We start from the raw sequence: 16,970 nt of genomic DNA, 5'->3' as shown, positions 1-16,970 counted from the left end.
TTCCAGAAAGCGCTTTTGTCAAAATTTCTTCACATAAACTGTCTTAATTTTATATTCTGACTAAAACCCTTCTAGAAGACACCGATATTAACTATAGAAAAAGATAGTTAAAGGATTTGGTGAGATAATGGACAAAACATCGTTAATTGGTATTATTTTAGCATTTATTGCACTGAGTGTCGGTATGGTTTTGAAAGGTGTGAGTCTAACCGCTCTTATCAACCCGGCGGCTATATTGATCATTGTGGTTGGGACAATTTCAGCTGTTGTCATTGCCTTCCCATCTAGTGAAATTAAGAAAACACCAAAATTATTCGGCAAAATTTTCAAAGATAGCAAGCTTCCAACGATACAAGAAATGATTCCTCTATTTTCAAACTGGGCACAAATTGCTCGTCGTGAAGGTCTTTTGGCATTAGAGGCAAATCTTGAGGAAGTCGATGACGATTTTCTAAAGAACGGCTTAAGCATGGCAGTTGACGGTCAAAGTGCTGAATTTATTCGCGACGTCTTAACAGAAGAAGTCGATGCCATGTCGGAGAGACATCAGTCAGGCGCATTAATCTTTACACAAGCTGGTACATACGCTCCGACTCTAGGGGTACTTGGTGCCGTTGTCGGACTTATTGCCGCACTTGCAAACATGGGAGACATTGAAGCACTTGGACATGCGATTAGTGCTGCCTTCGTCGCCACACTGCTTGGGATTTTTACAGGGTATGTGTTGTGGCATCCATTTGCCAACAAGCTGAAGCGTAAATCAAAGGAAGAAGTAAAGCTTCGTCTCATTATGATTGAAGGGATTCTTTCTGTCCTTGAAGGCCAGTCTCCAAAGGTCATTGAGCAAAAACTTCTGATGTACTTACCAGCAAAAGAACGTGCAAATCTTGTCATTGAAGAAGGAGAAAAACAGAATGGCTAGGAAACGTAAAAAACATGATCATGAAGACCATGTAGATGAGTCTTGGCTGATCCCTTACGCCGATCTTCTTACGCTTCTTCTCGCCCTCTTCATTGTGCTGTTTGCATCTAGCTCCATTGATGCGGCAAAATATGAACAGATGGCTAAATCGTTTAATGTTGTCTTTACTGGCGGCACTGGCGTAATGGACCAATCAAGCATGCAGAGCACCGAAGAAACAGAAAACAGCAATCAAACCAAAAAATCAGCAGAAGATGAAGAAGAAGAAGCAAAAGCGAAAGCTCGTGACCAAGCGGTATTAACAAAGGTTAAAAAGCAAGTAGATTCATTCATTGCGGATAAAAAACTTGGTTCGAAGCTTGAAACAAAACTGACGGATGAAGGTCTGCTTATTACAATTGAAGACAGCATCTTCTTTGATTCTGGGCGAGCGGTGATCCGCTCGCAGGATGTTCCGTTAGCCAAAGAAATATCAAAGCTGCTCGTCATTAACCCTGCTCGTGATATCGTCATTGGCGGACATACAGATAACGTTCCGATTCGGAATTCTGAATTTGAATCCAACTGGTATTTAAGCGCCATTCGTGCGGTCAACTTTTTAAATATTCTCCTTGAAAACAGCAACCTAGACCAAGAGAACTTTAGCACAAAAGGTTACGGTGAATTTAAACCGATTGCCTCTAACGATACCGCAGAAGGCAGAAGTAAAAACAGACGCGTCGAAGTTCTTATTTTGCCAATTGAGAAAAAAGCAAAATAAATAGGAAGCCAGCAGCTTCCTTTCAGATCATGACAAAGGGCTAAAATGATGTTTATTTTAGTCCTTTGTCTTTTTTACGAGCGCGATTGAAAGCGCTTGGCGTTTATCGGTGCGCAGGACTGACACCATATGCGAGGATTAGTCTACATACTAAAAAGGAAGCCAACGGCTTCCTTTTTTATGTGTTTATTCTTTATGATCATATAAATGCTTGGCACGCAGTCCTACATGTTTGAGCATATCGATGCAGGCATCCTTCTCCTCTTCACTAAGCACACTGATCATCTCGTGAATCTCTTTTGCATGATCTGGGAAGATGTCATCAAGTAAAGCTCTTCCCTGCTCCGTAATATGTGCAAATGTCACCCTGCGGTCTTCTGCACAAGCTTTCCGGCTAAGGAGTTCTTTTTTCTCCAATTTATCAACCACATACGTGATGCTTCCGCTTGCGAGTAAGATCTTATCACCTATTTGCTGAAGCGGCTGATCACCTTTATGATACAGCAATTCTAATACAGCAAATTCAGTCGGATTCAGACCGTGCTTCACAATATGTTTGTTCATGTGGTGATTAATGGAGCGATAGGCACGTGATAGTACAATAAATAATTTCAAAGATTTCTCAACATTATGATTTTCCATTTTTTATCATCCTTTATGAAATGCAACCCACTAATGTGACATTAATAAACAATAAGTAAAATGTCAACATGTTGAACCATTTTTAGCATGAAAAAGAGACCAGAACGAATCACCTAATTTTTTAAAAATCTCACAAGTCATCGTAATAAAGATAGGTTCAATGCTATAATAAGTCTATTAGGTAATACGTTGGAGCGATGAATCATGAGTATACTGAAAGGGTTTTGGAAGAAGATCAAGCTTTACCTTATTTTGGTCGTGATTCCAACCCTCATCATTAGTTATTTTATCTACGAAAAAGAAACTGAGAAAATTGATGTAAAAAACAAACAAACCGCTACACTTATGTTAAATATTCACAAAAACCAAATGAATTATTTAATCAGTGAAACAGAAGCAAGATTAACTTCCCTTGCCATGGGATTTGACCAGCCGCTTGAAGCGAAAAGAGTACAAAACATCCTAGAGAAAATCTATAAACAAGAACCTCGTTTTTCAGGCCTGTATCTCCTAGACCAAAAAGGAAATGTCACAGCCAGCACCACACCATTAAAGGAAAAAATCAACCTGTCATTTAGAGATTACTTTAAACGTATTCAAGTCACAAAACAGACCGTCATCACAGATAACTATGTAAGCCGCATTACTAAGCAGCGGATTCTCTCCATTTGTGTCCCTGTTTTGAATGAGAACGACGAAGTCACAGATGTGCTAGTCGCTGCGATTCAAATTGATTATTTAAGAAATATTATGAATGTATTAAACCCAGAGCTTCATTTTAAGATGCTGAATCAAAATGGAGACGTTGTGTTTACAAGTGGTCCACAGCCAGCATCTGAAAGTGATAGCACCGTGTCTACATATTTAGATGAAAACAGCTGGAAGCTGGAGGTTTTTCCGCAGCGTGCGACAACAAGTGAAGTCCTGTCTGTGATGCTGTTTCCTTTATCCAGTGCGTTTATTCTCTTAAATATCTTATTCACACTCGTCCAATATATCATTTTAAGACGACAAACCCAGCAGGAACGCCACCAAAATGAAGCACAAAAACTTGAACTCATTGGAACACTTGCGGCAAGTACAGCGCATGAAATTCGCAATCCATTAACAGGCATTAGCGGGTTTATTCAACTTTTGCAAAAGAAGTATCGTTCAGAAGAGGATCAGCTTTATTTTTCTGTCATCGAGGAAGAAATTAAACGGATTAACCAAATCGTCAGTGAGTTTCTTGTGCTAGGAAAACCAACGGCTGAAAAGTGGCAAAATAATTCTGTGAAAGAAATTGTGAGTGAGATCATGCCCATTGTATTTTCTGAGGCGAACCTTTATAATGTCGAGGTTGATTTGCAAATCAATACCATTCAAGATGTTGGCGTGTATTGCACGAAGGATCACATTAAACAAGTGGTATTGAATGTAGCGAAAAACTCGTTAGAAGCGATGCCAAATGGCGGTCATTTGAAGATTGTCATTGAGGCTGAAAAAGAACAGGTCATCATAAAAGTGAAAGATACAGGTGAAGGTATACCAGAAGAGATGCTGAAACATATCTTCCTCCCTTTTATTACGTCGAAAGAAAAAGGAACAGGTCTTGGGCTTGTTGTATGTAAACGAATCATTTCGATGTATGGGGGGACAATCGATATCGAGAGCGAAGTGAATAAAGGAACAACCGTGATCATCATGCTCCCTTCTGCACACTAATAGCTGAAGCATTCATCCGGTTTTGCTAATGGCAAGACCGGTTTTTTGATGTCAATAAGAAGGACGATTGACAGAAAGGAGACTCATTTGTGATACAAGATCATGAAAGGAAGCAACAGATTGTTGTTCATGAAAAAGAAGAGACTGATACTCATTCATCAGGTTGTCCAGTTCTTGACTATATTTAATTGTCGTCTCACCTGTATAGCCTTCTACTTGAGCAGCTTCTACCATTTGTCTTCTCTTTTCATCAATTGACATTAATAGCTGTTCTTTCCGTACATAAATATTCATGATCTCAGCTCCCGCTCTGAATTCGTCTGTCTACGCTCTAAATGATCCGACACCAAAATTATACTTTATTTGTAAATTAAATTAAATATGCTTATTTTATTTAATTTTTTACAGCCTAAAGACCTTTTACCCAATGAATTCTGGGGGTAAACTTCAAAATTGGACAGGACTGACACATTGATTAAACAGAATTTTATCCTATGCAGAAGACCAAAATCAACTATTTTCTCTCTCATTTTATGTCTATTTTCCTAAAAAAAAGCTGATCTTCCGCCTCATGCGAAATGATCAGCTCCCACTATTAAACCGTTTCTTCTTCGTAAATTGGCACCCAGCCCTCAGTTGTGACAAATATGCGAACGGCGACGACTTGACGATCTTCTTGAAGTGTAAAGTAGTGACGAATATTCGGAGGCACAGAAATTAAATCACCTGGATTCAGTCTCACATCAAAAAAGACGCCGTCTTTGCCTTGAATGGCAAAGATTCCATGACCGCTCACGATAAATCTGACTTCATCATCCGTATGATGATGCTCACGTTTAAAGTTTTGAAGCAGTTCATCCAGGTTAGGAGTCGCATCTGATAATGAAATCACATCCTGCGCTTTGTATCCTCTTCGCTCGGAAATACTCTTTATTTCCTCTTGAAACACAGTTAAAATTTCTTCCTTTTCATCATCTGTTAAATCGTACTTTTCTGATAACTGTTTTGGTAGTTTTTCAATATCCCAATGTTCATAAATGACCCCTTGCTGTTCTAAATACGCCTGAACCTCTTGTTCGTTCTCAAGTAACGTGTTCTCTTCATTATGAATGTAAATGGTCGCCATGTGTGTTTCCTCCTTTTTATTTAACAAGCTGCTTTTGATAAAGCGCTACTTTCAAATGATAGGTAAATAAAAATTCATAAGCCTCTAAGACTCGTTTGGCTTCAAATGCGCTTTTCCCCCAAACGGTGATGCCATGATTACGAATGAGTACAGCACCAGCATCGTCCGTCAGGTGCACTGCAAATTGCTCTGCAAGGTGCGGAATATGAGCTGGGTTTTCAATAATAGGAACAGCAACTTCTGCATCCTCTTCCCAATAACCAAGCGCTTTAATGATTTCATTACCTTTAAAACGAATTTCTCCTTTATCGCCATACAGCTCAGAAATGACATTGTTATCGATCGTGTGGACGTGAAGACAACATCCTGCTTTCGTCCGCTCATAAACGTATGTGTGAAGCAGTGTTTCAGCTGATGGCCTGAGCGGCTCATTCGGATGAACCGGCTGACCTGCTGCATCAACAAGAACAAAATCTTCATCGGTTTCTTTTCTTTTATCTTTGCCGCTTGCCGTCACCAAAAACGTGATGGGATCATCCGACACTTTTATCGATAAATTGCCGCTCGTTCCGTAAAACCAGTCTCTTTGTGCCAATTCACGTTTGATGTCTGCTAGTTCCTTCCAGCGTTTACTCTTCTCGTCTGCCATTCCTTCACTTCCTTTATTTGATCAAATTGCGCTTTTAGATCAACAAATGTTTCATACTCTTTATGTACGAGCCCTAGCTCTTTACATTCGTTCAGTAAATAATCACGCGCAAACGTGAGATCCGCATGTTTCGCTGCCTCAATATCAGTCACTGAATCACCAATCATGATAATAAAATCATCTTCCTGCGTCAGCTCTCGAATAATGGAAGGCTTGCAGCAGCCACAGCCATTTTGGCATTCTGAATCACAGGCATGCGGCCATTCAATTTGAATATGATCTTCTTTAAATGATGCATGGTTACAATAAATATTCTCTTGTTCGACAATCCCTTCAAGGATAGGATAGACAAAAAAGTCCATACCGCCGCTGAGTACATAGAAAGGAATGTCTGCTTTTTTGACATCATCGACAAACTGTTCAAATCCTTCACGAATCTCTGTATCCTCTAAAATAAATGATCGAATGGCTTCTTTCTGATCACTCGTCAGTAACTGAAACATCTGCCCGACGCCTTCTTGGATCGTGATCTCTTTTGCTAGAACACCATCCTTCCATTTCGTCCATTCTTTCGGAGCAAACTGCTTCATGATGCGAATGATATTATCATTTTTCGTAATCGTGCCATCAAAATCACAACATACAATTGGTTTTTTCATTTATTCTGCTACCCTTCCCCAAAGATCAAGTGCTGCTTGTAAGTCTTGACAAGTTGATGCTTTTTCTTCGATAGACTCTTTTTTGACCACCGCATCAATGATCGAACGAAAGGCTTTCCCTCCTCCAATTGCTCCCCGCGGATGTCCGTGAATTCCCCCGCCTGCATTAATGACATGATCAAGTCCAAAATCTTTGATTAAGATCGGCACCATTCCCGGGTGAATGCCTGCTGAAGGGACAGGAAATGTTTGTTGAACTGTATCCTCTTTCACACATGCTTCGAAAATGCCAATGGCATCTTTTTTCGGAAGGGCGACTGATCCATAAGGAGAGGGAAAAAGACTTAAATCAGCACCAGCATATCGATTTAATTTGCCTAAAAGAAGAGAATGCGAGAATCCATAGTCTGGAGATGATGTCATTGCACCGCTCACTGCCGGATGTGCCATGATCGGCAATGGGATCTCTGGATCTTCAGCCAAGCTTTGCATGACATCAAGTCCATACGCAAAAACGTTGAATAAAAGCGCATCAGCCCCGAGTTCGGCTGCCTTTCTTGCTCGATCTTTCAAATCAAAAGTTCTACCAGTTAAATTAACAGCATAAAGCGTGCGATGTCCTGTCTCTTCATATGTTTCTTTTAATATCTTTTTTCCTTCCTTGATTCGATCTTCAAAAGGGGCTAATGGGCTTTCAAATAAAATCTCATCATCTTTGATGAAGTCTACTCCACCTAAAGCCTGTAAGCGGAGCTGTTCTTTTAAATCCTCCATATCACGACCGATCACGCCTTTAAATATACTCATCAATAGCGGCCGATCAAACACGCCTACTTTCTTTCGTATCCCCTCAATGCCAAATACCGGTCCTGGCAGACAGCTTTTAAACCTTTCCGAAAATTCGATATCGACGAGCTTTACTTTCCCATCCAGTGAAAGCTTTCCAAAAATCGTCGTCAACACCGCTGGTATATCAGCTGAAAAGTTCGCCTCAGGATAAGCAATGGTCACCTCTGTTTGATACAGACCACCATTTGCGGGAGACTGTTCTTTTACGCTCACCACACGGCCTTTATGTTTTTTCAGCTGCTCCTTTTTGAGCTGCGGCAAGTCCGTCCATGACCCGACCGTTAACCCAAGTGCGATCTGCTCTGCTTTTCGGTCTATTTGTTCATCCTCTAGATGTGTTAGTACGTATGTTGCCAGTAGTTCACTCACTAGGAATCCCCTTTCGATTGCGTCCTGTATATGGTCAATAAAAAAACCTCTTTAAGTGCTTGATCAGCGCGTTAAAGAGGTTTCGTCTCATTCATCCGAATCTTATCTCTCAGCGCTTGCTGCAAGAATTAGCACCGTGCTTCATGGAAGTCGGTTGCCGGGCTTCATTGGGCTAGTCCCTCTGCCTACTCTTGATAAGAATATTCAATTTTCTTAAATATTGCCTGAATTATCGCACCATTTTTTTACGTTGTCAATGGCTTTTTTTCAAATAACTGCAAGGCAGCGATACGATCAGCGGCTTCCTTTAGCCGCTCCTCACTTGTTAAAAGTCCGACTCTGACGTAGCCTTCACCGTGAGCACCAAAGCCATTCCCGGGTGCAACAACAACATGTGCTTTTTCTAATAATACATCAGAAAAAGTTTCCGATGTATACCCTTCAGGCACCTTTAACCAAGCAAAAAACGAGCCCTTTGGCGCACTGACGTCCCAGCCAATCTCTTTGCATGCAGCAATCCAAGTGTTTCGTCTTTTTTCGTACCGATCATTTTGTACTTGTACGCACGTTTGATCGCTTAAAAGTGCTTCTGCTGCTGCATCTTGAGTTGCTTTAAACAGTGACACAAACAGGTGATCCTGATAAAGCTCAATGGCTTCGATAACAGAGGCATTCCCTGCTGCAAAACCGACTCTCCAACCAGCCATATTATACGTTTTGGACAATGTATAGATTTCAATACCTGTCTCTTTTGCTCCGTCTATTTCCAGGAAACTAAGGGGCTTTTCGCCGTCAAATCCTATGCCGCCATATGCAAAATCATGGACTACACACATCTTATTTTCATTCGCAAACGCAACAGTATCTTCAAAAAATGTCCGGGTTGCAGTCGCACCAGTCGGATTATTTGGGTAATTTAAGTACATCAACTTTGCTTGATTCTTATCCTGTTCTGACAATTGGTGGTAGTCAGGTAAAAAATCATTTTGTTCAAGAAGAGGCATTGTGACCATGCGAGCTCCGGCAAGCACAGCGCCTGACCAGTAATCAGGATAGCCCGGATCTGGAACAAGCAGCGTATCACCTGGATTCAGTAAGCATTGCGGCAATTCGACTAGTCCCGCTTTCCCTCCAAATAAGATGGCAATCTCTGTCTTTGGGTCAAGCGTGACGCCATATTCTCTTTCATAAAAAGCAGCTGCAGCTTTTTTTAGTTTCGCTGTCCCGCGGAATGAGGAGTATTGATGATTTTCAGGTTTTGCTACCGCTTCCTGCATCGCTTTCACAATATGTGGAGGAGTGGGCTGATCAGGATTTCCTTGACCTAAATTAATCACATCTGCCCCTTCCTGCACTTTTTTCTGTACTTTTTGTACAAGCGACGCAAAAAATTGTTTCGGTAAATGTTTCAATACATCCGATTGCTGGAATTCCATTTTTTCACCTTCTATTCAAGTTACATGACAATACAATCACTGTAATGGATTGTTTTATGAATTGTAAAGCAATTTTGAAAAAAGATTGACATGTGAACTGCAGCTCTGATAATATCTAGAATTAAGAAATGCAAGTAGACATGAAACAATTACATATTGATTTCTCTTATCGAGAGTTGGGCGAGGGATTTGGCCTTTTGACCCCAACAGCAACCGACCGTTAATACCACTGTGAAGTGGGGCGCAGCAAGAACAGCGCCAAGACAATTTATTGTCTTATAGGGCACGGTGCTAATTCCATCAGACGTATGTGCTGAGAGATAAGAGAGGCTTCGAGCATACACGCCATCAAGCCTCTTTCTCTCAGGAGAAAGAGGCTTTTTTATATGATTTGGAGGGGAAGCAATTGGTTACACTTACGGCATCATATGAAGAATTAACAGAGAGTTCGGCAGTTGCATTAGCCATTAGACTTGGATTGATTCAAGAGAGCAGTCATTTGACCTGTACTGAAATTGGCGACGGAAATTTAAATTACGTCTTTCATATTTATGATCACAAACAAGCAAAAGGACTGATTATCAAGCAGGCCCTTCCTTACGCAAAAGTCGTTGGAGAAAGCTGGCCGCTGACATTAGACCGCGCAAGAATTGAAAGTGCAGCACTCATCAAGCAATCAGAGTATGCACCACATCTCGTACCAGCCGTCTATTATTCGGATACAGCTCTTGCAGTGACGGCAATGGAAGATCTATCACACCTTGAAATCGTCAGAAAAGGGCTAATTGCCGGAAAACAATACCCGTACTTATCAGATCATGTCGGAGAATTTTTAGGCAAAACACTATTTTACACATCTGACTTTGCCACGAATCCTAAAATCAAAAAGCAATTCGTGAAGCAGTTTACGAACCCTGATCTTTGTGACATTACAGAGAAACTCGTCTTCACAGATCCTTTCTTTGACAGCGAAACGAATGACTTCGAAGAGGAATTAAGAGAAGAGGCACAAGCACTATGGGCTGATCTTGAACTGCAAGCAAAAGCAGCCGAATTGAAACGGATCTTCTTAACCTCTGCTGAAACACTGGTACATGGAGATCTTCATACAGGCAGTATTTTTGCAAACGAAACGGAAACGAAAATCATTGATCCAGAGTTCGCTTTTTACGGTCCTTTCGGATTCGATATCGGTCACTTTATTGCCAATCTGTTCATCAATGCTTTATCTCATGAGAATGAGCAGGATCAGCAGCACCTTTTTGATCATGTCGTCAATGTATGGGCAACATTCAAAGAAGTGTTCACAAAAGCATGGAAAGAAGACAGTATTGAAGCGTTTAGTGTATCGGACAGCTTTTTAGAAACAACGTTTGACCGTATTTTAAAAGAAGCCACCGGCTTTGCTGGCTGTGAGCTTGTTCGCCGAACCATCGGTCTTGCGCATGCGGCTGATCTCGATGCGATTCCATCACATTCTAGAAGGCTTCAGCAGAAAAAAGCAGCACTTACACTAGGAAAAACATTCATCAAACAATATCAAGCAGTGGAAACAGCGTCTGACCTCGTCGCATTATTCCAGCAAACTGTAAAGGAGTGACGAGTTTTGTCTAAAGAATTTGAAGTTCCCCGTTCCGTCGAATGGGAAGAAAACCGTATCAACATTTTGAATCAGCAAAAATTACCCGCTGAAACCGTGTTTGAGCATTTATATACAAAAGAAGATGTGTATGATGCCATTGTGACGCTAAAAGTACGCGGAGCACCTGCTATTGGCATTACAGCGGCTTTTGGGCTCGCACTCAGTGCACAAGAGATTGATACAGAAGACATTAATCTCTTTAAGCGAGAAGTCGCTCGCCTGAAAGAATATTTAAACAGTGCTCGTCCAACCGCTGTGAATCTTGCCTGGGCATTAGACCGGCTTTATCAGCGCACTCAGCGTGCTGCTTCGGTGAATGCAGCCAAAACTGATCTTGTCCATGAAGCCATTCAAATTCAAATCGAAGATGAAGAAACATGCCGGCAAATCGGTCAAAATGCTCTTCAGCTCTTTAAATCTGGTGATCGAATTATGACCATTTGTAACGCAGGCTCCATTGCCACAAGCCGCTACGGAACAGCGCTTGCACCCTTTTATTTAGCGAAAAAGAAAAACCTCGATCTTCACATTTACGCATGTGAAACACGTCCTGTCCTTCAAGGCGCTCGTCTGACGACATGGGAATTGATGCAGGGCGGCGTAGATGTGACGCTTATCACGGATAATATGGCAGCCCATACGATGAAAGAAAAACAAATTTCTGCCGTTATTGTTGGTGCAGATCGAATCGCTAGAAACGGTGATACAGCAAATAAAATTGGAACGTTAAGTCTGGCTATTTTGGCTAAACACTTTCAAATTCCATTTTTTGTGGCAGCGCCTCTTTCGACCTTTGATGTGTCAACTCAGGATGGGTCAGATATTCCGATTGAAGAACGCGACCCGCAGGAAGTAAAGGAATTAAACGGCATCCAAATAGCGCCTCCTGACGTGCAGGTATTTAACCCTGCCTTTGATGTCACTCCTCACCATCTCATTTCCGGGATCATTACAGAAAAAGGCATTATCACTTCCAACTATACAGAAGAGATTGATGCACTATTTACTGAAAGCGTGTCACTTTAATCAAACAAAAGCGCGGGATTCTTATCATTTAAGAGCACCGCGCTTTTTTGTTTCGTTTGTTTTTGCTAATATTTCTTTTTTCTGTTCTTCTGTCAACACGTTCATTTTGACACATAGTGATGTGACGGCGTACATTTTATCTTTTTTGCCCCATAACATGTTAGCAGCCTCCTTTTTCCCCAGACCAACTTTTTTAGCTTAATAAAAGGATATGTCGCTCACTAAACATTTGGAACAGGTCAATTCATTTATTTTTGAACAAATGGGATGCCTTCTAATTCTAACAGGATCGCTTTCATCCCTGTCTTCGTCCCTGCATAACCAGTCAGAGTCCTGTCTTTTCCAATGACCCGGTGACACGGGATAAAAATAGGCAATGCATTGCGTCTATTAGCTTGTCCAATGGCTCTGACAGCCTTTGGATTACTGATCGCTTCTGCAATATCAGCATAGCTCTTTGATTCACCATACGGAATAGTAGAAAGTGCCTCCCACACTTGCTCTTGAAACGGAGAGCCTGCTTGCTTGAGCGGGAGATCGAACACTTTCCGATCGCCCTTAAAATATTCATCCAGCTGTTTTTTCGCTTCTTTTAATACAGGCGTGTCTTCTTGTTTAAAATGGTCTCTCTGTTCTTTGACCAAAAACGATTCATCATCAAACTTCACTTCAATGATGGCACCATCTTTCTCTAGTATATATAATGCCCCGATTGGTGCGGTATAGACTGTATAATACACATTAAAGCTCCCCTTCTTGTTTCTGCTGCCGGAGTGGAAGCGTGAGATGGAACACTGTTCCGACCCCTTCTTCACTCTCTACTTCAATGGTTCCTTGATGCTCTTCAATAATTTTATAACTAACCATTAACCCAAGTCCAGTGCCTCTTTCTTTTGTTGTATAAAATGGTTCTCCGAGACGCTTTAGTTTATCCTCTGTCATGCCGCAGCCTTCATCACGAAGAGAAATCACAATGTGCTCCTCCCCCTTCCTTTGAATGCTCACGTATACATTTCCTTTCTGAGGCATTACTTCAATCGCATTTTTTAAAATGTTAATAAAGACTTGCTTCAATTGATTTTGTTCACAGTAGATGAGCGGAATATCATCCAGCACATCTAAATGCATTTGTACATTGCCAAGATTGGCCTGTGCGTGAAGAAGGTCCATCGTGTCTTTGACAATTTGCACGACATTTTTTTCTTCATAGATGATGGCCTGCGGTTTCGCTAAAATCAAAAATTCTGTAATGATGGATTCGATTCTTTTTAGCTCTGATGTGATGACATTAAAATAGAGCGAATACTCCCCTTCAATGTTTCCTTTGAGCAGCTGAATGAAGCCTTTTAAAGCCGTCATTGGATTTCTAATTTCATGAGCAATTCCTGCGGCAAGCTCTCCGACAACATGAAGCGTATCCGATTTTCTTACCCGCTCCTCTAATTCCTTGCGTTCAGTCACATCTCTAAAGATGGCCAAATTCATGTTATGAATAATATTTCGTTTAAAAGAAAACTCCAAAATACGTTGATCTGGATGGTTCAGCACAAAGGGAACTTCATTGTCCATCTCGTCTAATGACATCGCCTGAGCTGGCTGCGCCAAATTTTCAATTTGATATGGCGCAAGGATATGAAAAAGGTTCATTTCCGTTAAGTGATCATCTTTGAGGCCAAGCAGTTCACTTGCAGAAGGATTCACATCTATAATCCGGTATTGATTATCGAAAAGAACAATGCCATCCATAGAGCCATTAAATACTTTACGGAATTTGAGCTCACTTTCTCGCAGCTCCTCTTCCATTCGCTTTCTGTCACTGACATTCCGTAAAATGGTTAAGTGCTGTCCTTCTAATACCGCATGCTTAGAGGTGAACTCAAGCTCTTTGAATTGGCCATTCGCCATTCTAAAGAGGAGTTCTTCTCTGATTTCAAGATTCCTGATATACCGTCTTCTTGTCGGCCGGTATCTGCGATCAGATTTGACTAGAAAATCCATGAGTTTCTTGCCAATCAGCTGATGCATCGGTAATTCGAAAATTCGGCAGGCTGATTCATTTGCCCTGACAATTTCTCCATCATCCGCCCAAATGATGATGGCATCCATCGCATTTTCGAATATTTCTCTAAAACGTTCTTCACTTTTTAGCAGCTTTTCTTCCATTAATCTTTTTTCTGTAATATCACGCATGATGGACATGTAAAAACCACTCATCACATTGGATGTGATGGTCAGTTCGAATAATTTGTGCTGCCCAGATTGAAGGGTAACAGGAAGTTCTCCCTTTGCTTTCCCTGTTTCTTTCAATGAAGTTAAGAGCTGCTGGAGCGCTGGAAGATTTTCTTCTTCAACAAATTCATTTAAGTAGCGGTCTGTTAAATCTGTTTTTTGAAGTTCAAAGCTCTGGCAAAAAGAGTGATTGGCGTCAATCATACAACCATCCTGATCAAAAATGACCATACCGTCAATCGCTCGATCAAATAAATCTTTAAACAGCTGCTCATTCATCGAGCGTTCTCGCTCTAATATTTTCTTTGAAGAAATATCACGCATGACGACAATATATTGTTGATTCACCACGTCGTGCTCTGCTGCAAATTCAATATATTTTGTCTCTCCATTTTCAAGTTGAATGGAGATCTCTCTTTTTAACGTTCCTTTTCGAAAAAAAATCTCAAGTGAGCAGTCAATTTTGTTTTTCGGAATGCCGTATAGGAAATCTAGAACGGATTTATTGAGGAGGTCTTCTTTCGGTGTTTGGACAAGCCTGCATGTCGCTTCATTGGCTTGGATAATGTTGAGGTGCTGATCAAATATAAAAATGGCATCTAACGTCTTATTTAACAGCATTTTGTGCTGTATCAATTCATTTCGCAAATATTCGTTTTCTTTTTCTAATTTTCTGATATTTTTCGCACCATCGAGCGTTTCAGTCATTCTCTTACACTCCTTTTCCAGCCTCATTCCTCTACAATATTTCTACAAGATTTTCATTGTTCCTTCATTCGACTCATAAAAAAAGAGAACTTTTTACACGAGGCTTGCTTCATTTGTTTCATTTGGATGACACGATTGTATAACGATTCTCTTTTCTTACGCTTCTTTTACAACCGCTCTACAATTTCACATCAAATAGCGAAATGAGCCAATTTGTATTTTAAAATGGGGCAAATGAGGGAACAGTGCACTTAGAACGTTTATGTTCGAAATGAAGCAGGAAAGGTGATGTTATGACATCAACGAGAGACAGTTATTTTGATAATGCAAAATTTCTTCTGATTTTTCTAGTTGTTTTTGGTCATTTGTTACGGTCATTCATACATGATAATGACTGGATACTCTACTTATATAAATTTATTTATACATTCCATATGCCCGCTTTTATATTGGTGTCTGGCTTCTTTGCCAAAGGTTTTAGAAAACCAGGTTTTATGAAAAAAGTCGCTGTTAAGCTGATCATCCCATATTTGATTTTTCAGGTCATCTATTCTGTGTATTATTATTTCTTACAGGATCAAAGCATCTCTAACTTAAATCCGATTGATCCGCAATGGTCTTTATGGTTTTTAATCAGTTTATTCTTTTGGAACTTACTACTTATTCCTTTTTCAAAACTGCCATTCCACTGGGCAATGATCGTCAGTTTATCGATGGCGTTACTTGTCGGTTACGTGGACAGCATTAGCGATACACTCAGCCTATCTCGTACATTTGTCTTTTTGCCGATGTTTTTAGCTGGCTTTTATTTAAAAAAGCAGCACTTTGAATTTATCCGAACAAGCAAAGGGAAACTGACTGCACTTCTTGTACTGATGGCCGTGTTCATGTTTTGCTATTTTTATGAATTCGATTATTCCTTTTTATTTGGGTCACAGTCTTACGCTTCTCTTGGAGATGAAGGACTCATTGCAGCGATGAAACGAATGGTATGGTATTTACTTGCATTTGCTGCTACCTTTAGTTTCTTTGCATTAGTCCCTACACGCCGGTTCTTCTTTACCAAATGGGGCACAAGAACGTTATATGTCTATTTACTTCATGGCTTTGTGATTAAGCTTTTAAGAACGACTTGGTTTGATGATTGGGCTCTAAATACGGCAAGTGTATTGATTCTATTGCTACTTACGGTCCTCTTAACCTTTACCCTATCTAGTACATTTGTTAAAACTGTTGCACAACCAGTCATCGAGCTCAAAATGACCAGCCTGATGAGAACCATTACTGGCAGACAAAACAGTTATATTAAATAGAAAAAACGATCTCTCTGGATCGTTTTTTTCTATTTATTTTTTGTTTTTCTGTTCAGTGTGACATTCATCGTTTTTTTTAGGCTTCATTAAGGTATCAATCCATTTACTGCTGTTTATATCTCCCAGCTCGCTGCCAAATTCCTCTTCCAAGATATCGGGGTTCATCGGTTTTTTATGGTCTTTCATATCTTTACTTTTCACATGTTTTTTAGTCACGAGACGCTCCCCCCTGTTTCCCTTGATGAGAATTTCGGTTCGCCTGGCGGTCTTCTGATTGCTCGTCAAATTGTGTTTGTCCTTGATCGTGTGCCATGCTTTCTGTAGGCGTCATATTATTCGTGAGTGCTTCATTTTTTGCTGCTTTTCTTTTCACTTGTCATCATTCCTTTTTAACATGTTTAGTTCTTCGCTCAATTGATCAAACAGCTCTTTCATTTGTTTGACTGTCACTGGTTTTTCCTCAGGCTTTAACTCATATCCAATTTGCCCATTCGCTTCTAGCGTTGCTTTTTTGAGACTGCTGATGTCTGTGATGCCCTGCTGCTTTAAGCGCATTTTGAATTGGTCCCTTGTCAGCCGCGTTTTTTTTAGCTTGTGATCAAGCATTTCTCCATCCTCTAAAATCACCACAGACTTCCCTGAAACCAATTTTTCAAAAAAATCAAATTGGATCGACAGCTTTTCCATAATCACAAGCGCCACAATAAAAATGGCGGCCGCATAAATGGTTTCAAGTAAATTATGCTCAATAAAGGGTTGGATAATAATCGATCCAATTGAAATCATGATGACTGTCTGTTGAACCGTCAATTGACTAATGGATTTAGGTCCTGCTATTCTCAGCAGCAAGGTACCAACGAGCAGCATTACAATTGCTTTCCATAACACATCCAGCACGTCTCTTTCACCTCTTACCTATAGATTGCGAACATCCCT

Annotated in this window: 19 protein-coding genes and 2 riboswitches; of the genes, 6 read left to right on the top strand and 13 right to left on the bottom strand. The window is 40.5% G+C overall.

The window, feature by feature from the left end; genetic code table 11:
* Window positions 1-127 precede the first annotated feature (127 nt).
* Together motA and motB are read left to right on the top strand one after the other, a co-directional pair.
* Window positions 128-922 (top strand): flagellar motor stator protein MotA, encoded by a 795-nt coding sequence (gene motA / locus NST01_RS06640; protein WP_008346088.1) that lies wholly within the window; start codon window positions 128-130, stop codon window positions 920-922.
* Complete coding sequence (gene motB, locus NST01_RS06635) at window positions 915-1,682, top strand: flagellar motor protein MotB (RefSeq protein WP_341041690.1); 768 nt, start codon at window positions 915-917, stop codon at window positions 1,680-1,682. The genes motA and motB overlap by 8 nt, the downstream gene beginning before the upstream one ends.
* A 186-nt stretch (window positions 1,683-1,868) precedes the next feature.
* Here motB and NST01_RS06630 read toward each other — a convergent pair whose 3' ends face one another.
* Window positions 1,869-2,324, bottom strand: coding sequence for a MarR family winged helix-turn-helix transcriptional regulator (locus NST01_RS06630; protein WP_003211701.1), 456 nt, complete (start codon window positions 2,322-2,324; stop codon window positions 1,869-1,871).
* A 204-nt stretch (window positions 2,325-2,528) separates the two neighbouring features.
* Between NST01_RS06630 and NST01_RS06625 the strand changes: the two genes are divergently transcribed.
* Window positions 2,529-4,028 carry an ATP-binding protein gene (locus tag NST01_RS06625; protein WP_007498739.1) on the top strand — a complete coding sequence of 500 codons (1,500 nt, stop codon included), beginning with the start codon at window positions 2,529-2,531 and terminating at the stop codon, window positions 4,026-4,028.
* Between the two features lie 51 nt (window positions 4,029-4,079).
* Here the strand turns inward: NST01_RS06625 and NST01_RS06620 are convergent, their stop codons facing one another.
* The 6 genes from NST01_RS06620 to NST01_RS06595 form a co-directional block, all read right to left on the bottom strand.
* Window positions 4,080-4,322, bottom strand: a complete 243-nt coding sequence (locus NST01_RS06620; RefSeq protein WP_024719647.1) for an aspartyl-phosphate phosphatase Spo0E family protein — start codon at window positions 4,320-4,322, stop codon at window positions 4,080-4,082.
* A gap of 301 nt (window positions 4,323-4,623) precedes the next feature.
* The gene (locus NST01_RS06615; protein WP_024719646.1) at window positions 4,624-5,154 is read right to left on the bottom strand and encodes a 1,2-dihydroxy-3-keto-5-methylthiopentene dioxygenase; all 531 of its coding nucleotides are present in this window, start codon (window positions 5,152-5,154) and stop codon (window positions 4,624-4,626) included.
* A 16-nt stretch (window positions 5,155-5,170) separates the two neighbouring features.
* Window positions 5,171-5,803, bottom strand: a complete 633-nt coding sequence (locus NST01_RS06610) for a methylthioribulose 1-phosphate dehydratase (RefSeq protein ID WP_249476616.1) — start codon at window positions 5,801-5,803, stop codon at window positions 5,171-5,173.
* The gene (locus tag NST01_RS06605; protein ID WP_017367123.1) at window positions 5,767-6,462 is read right to left on the bottom strand and encodes a 2-hydroxy-3-keto-5-methylthiopentenyl-1-phosphate phosphatase; all 696 of its coding nucleotides are present in this window, start codon (window positions 6,460-6,462) and stop codon (window positions 5,767-5,769) included. The genes NST01_RS06610 and NST01_RS06605 overlap by 37 nt, the downstream gene beginning before the upstream one ends.
* Window positions 6,463-7,680 carry a 2,3-diketo-5-methylthiopentyl-1-phosphate enolase gene (gene mtnW / locus NST01_RS06600; protein WP_203144283.1) on the bottom strand — a complete coding sequence of 406 codons (1,218 nt, stop codon included), beginning with the start codon at window positions 7,678-7,680 and terminating at the stop codon, window positions 6,463-6,465. It lies immediately after the preceding gene.
* A gap of 99 nt (window positions 7,681-7,779) precedes the next feature.
* A riboswitch (SAM riboswitch) is annotated at window positions 7,780-7,881 on the bottom strand.
* Between the two features lie 44 nt (window positions 7,882-7,925).
* Window positions 7,926-9,116: a pyridoxal phosphate-dependent aminotransferase gene (locus NST01_RS06595; protein ID WP_243825186.1), complete on the bottom strand. Its 1,191-nt coding sequence runs from the start codon at window positions 9,114-9,116 to the stop codon at window positions 7,926-7,928.
* A gap of 166 nt (window positions 9,117-9,282) precedes the next feature.
* A riboswitch (SAM riboswitch) is annotated at window positions 9,283-9,440 on the top strand.
* An 82-nt stretch (window positions 9,441-9,522) separates the two neighbouring features.
* Between NST01_RS06595 and mtnK the strand changes: the two genes are divergently transcribed.
* Together mtnK and mtnA are read left to right on the top strand one after the other, a co-directional pair.
* Window positions 9,523-10,716 carry an S-methyl-5-thioribose kinase gene (mtnK, locus tag NST01_RS06590; RefSeq protein ID WP_326114341.1) on the top strand — a complete coding sequence of 398 codons (1,194 nt, stop codon included), beginning with the start codon at window positions 9,523-9,525 and terminating at the stop codon, window positions 10,714-10,716.
* Between the two features lie 6 nt (window positions 10,717-10,722).
* Window positions 10,723-11,784 (top strand): S-methyl-5-thioribose-1-phosphate isomerase, encoded by a 1,062-nt coding sequence (mtnA, locus tag NST01_RS06585; RefSeq protein WP_046527611.1) that lies wholly within the window; start codon window positions 10,723-10,725, stop codon window positions 11,782-11,784.
* A 24-nt stretch (window positions 11,785-11,808) separates the two neighbouring features.
* Here the strand turns inward: mtnA and NST01_RS06580 are convergent, their stop codons facing one another.
* From NST01_RS06580 to NST01_RS06570, 3 genes are all read right to left on the bottom strand, one after another.
* The gene (locus NST01_RS06580; protein ID WP_017359454.1) at window positions 11,809-11,943 is read right to left on the bottom strand and encodes a hypothetical protein; all 135 of its coding nucleotides are present in this window, start codon (window positions 11,941-11,943) and stop codon (window positions 11,809-11,811) included.
* Window positions 11,944-12,032: 89 nt separating this feature from the next.
* Window positions 12,033-12,524 carry a methylated-DNA--[protein]-cysteine S-methyltransferase gene (locus NST01_RS06575; protein ID WP_255836014.1) on the bottom strand — a complete coding sequence of 164 codons (492 nt, stop codon included), beginning with the start codon at window positions 12,522-12,524 and terminating at the stop codon, window positions 12,033-12,035.
* A 1-nt stretch (window position 12,525) separates the two neighbouring features.
* Window positions 12,526-14,721, bottom strand: coding sequence for a PAS domain-containing sensor histidine kinase (locus tag NST01_RS06570; RefSeq protein WP_008346118.1), 2,196 nt, complete (start codon window positions 14,719-14,721; stop codon window positions 12,526-12,528).
* Between the two features lie 293 nt (window positions 14,722-15,014).
* On the opposite strand from NST01_RS06570, the gene NST01_RS06565 reads away from it, so the two are divergent.
* Entirely contained in the window at window positions 15,015-16,034 is a 1,020-nt protein-coding gene (locus NST01_RS06565) for an acyltransferase family protein (protein ID WP_017367116.1), read from the top strand.
* Between the two features lie 33 nt (window positions 16,035-16,067).
* On the opposite strand, the gene NST01_RS06560 is transcribed toward NST01_RS06565, so the two are convergent.
* From NST01_RS06560 to NST01_RS06550, 3 genes are read right to left on the bottom strand one after another with little or no spacing between them, the layout of a single operon-like run.
* Window positions 16,068-16,250 carry a hypothetical protein gene (locus NST01_RS06560; RefSeq protein ID WP_008346122.1) on the bottom strand — a complete coding sequence of 61 codons (183 nt, stop codon included), beginning with the start codon at window positions 16,248-16,250 and terminating at the stop codon, window positions 16,068-16,070.
* Window positions 16,243-16,407, bottom strand: coding sequence for a hypothetical protein (locus tag NST01_RS06555; RefSeq protein ID WP_017367114.1), 165 nt, complete (start codon window positions 16,405-16,407; stop codon window positions 16,243-16,245). The genes NST01_RS06560 and NST01_RS06555 overlap by 8 nt, the downstream gene beginning before the upstream one ends.
* Window positions 16,404-16,931 carry a DUF421 domain-containing protein gene (locus NST01_RS06550; RefSeq protein ID WP_017359458.1) on the bottom strand — a complete coding sequence of 176 codons (528 nt, stop codon included), beginning with the start codon at window positions 16,929-16,931 and terminating at the stop codon, window positions 16,404-16,406. Before NST01_RS06550 ends, NST01_RS06555 begins: the two co-directional genes overlap by 4 nt.
* Window positions 16,932-16,970: the final 39 nt, after the last annotated feature.

The organism is Bacillus sp. FSL R7-0166 (genome assembly GCF_038008935.1).
In the GTDB taxonomy this organism is placed as follows: domain Bacteria; phylum Bacillota; class Bacilli; order Bacillales; family Bacillaceae; genus Bacillus; species Bacillus altitudinis.
Note: the sequence above shows the minus strand (reverse complement) of the source record. Positions and strands in the feature narration are given on the sequence as shown.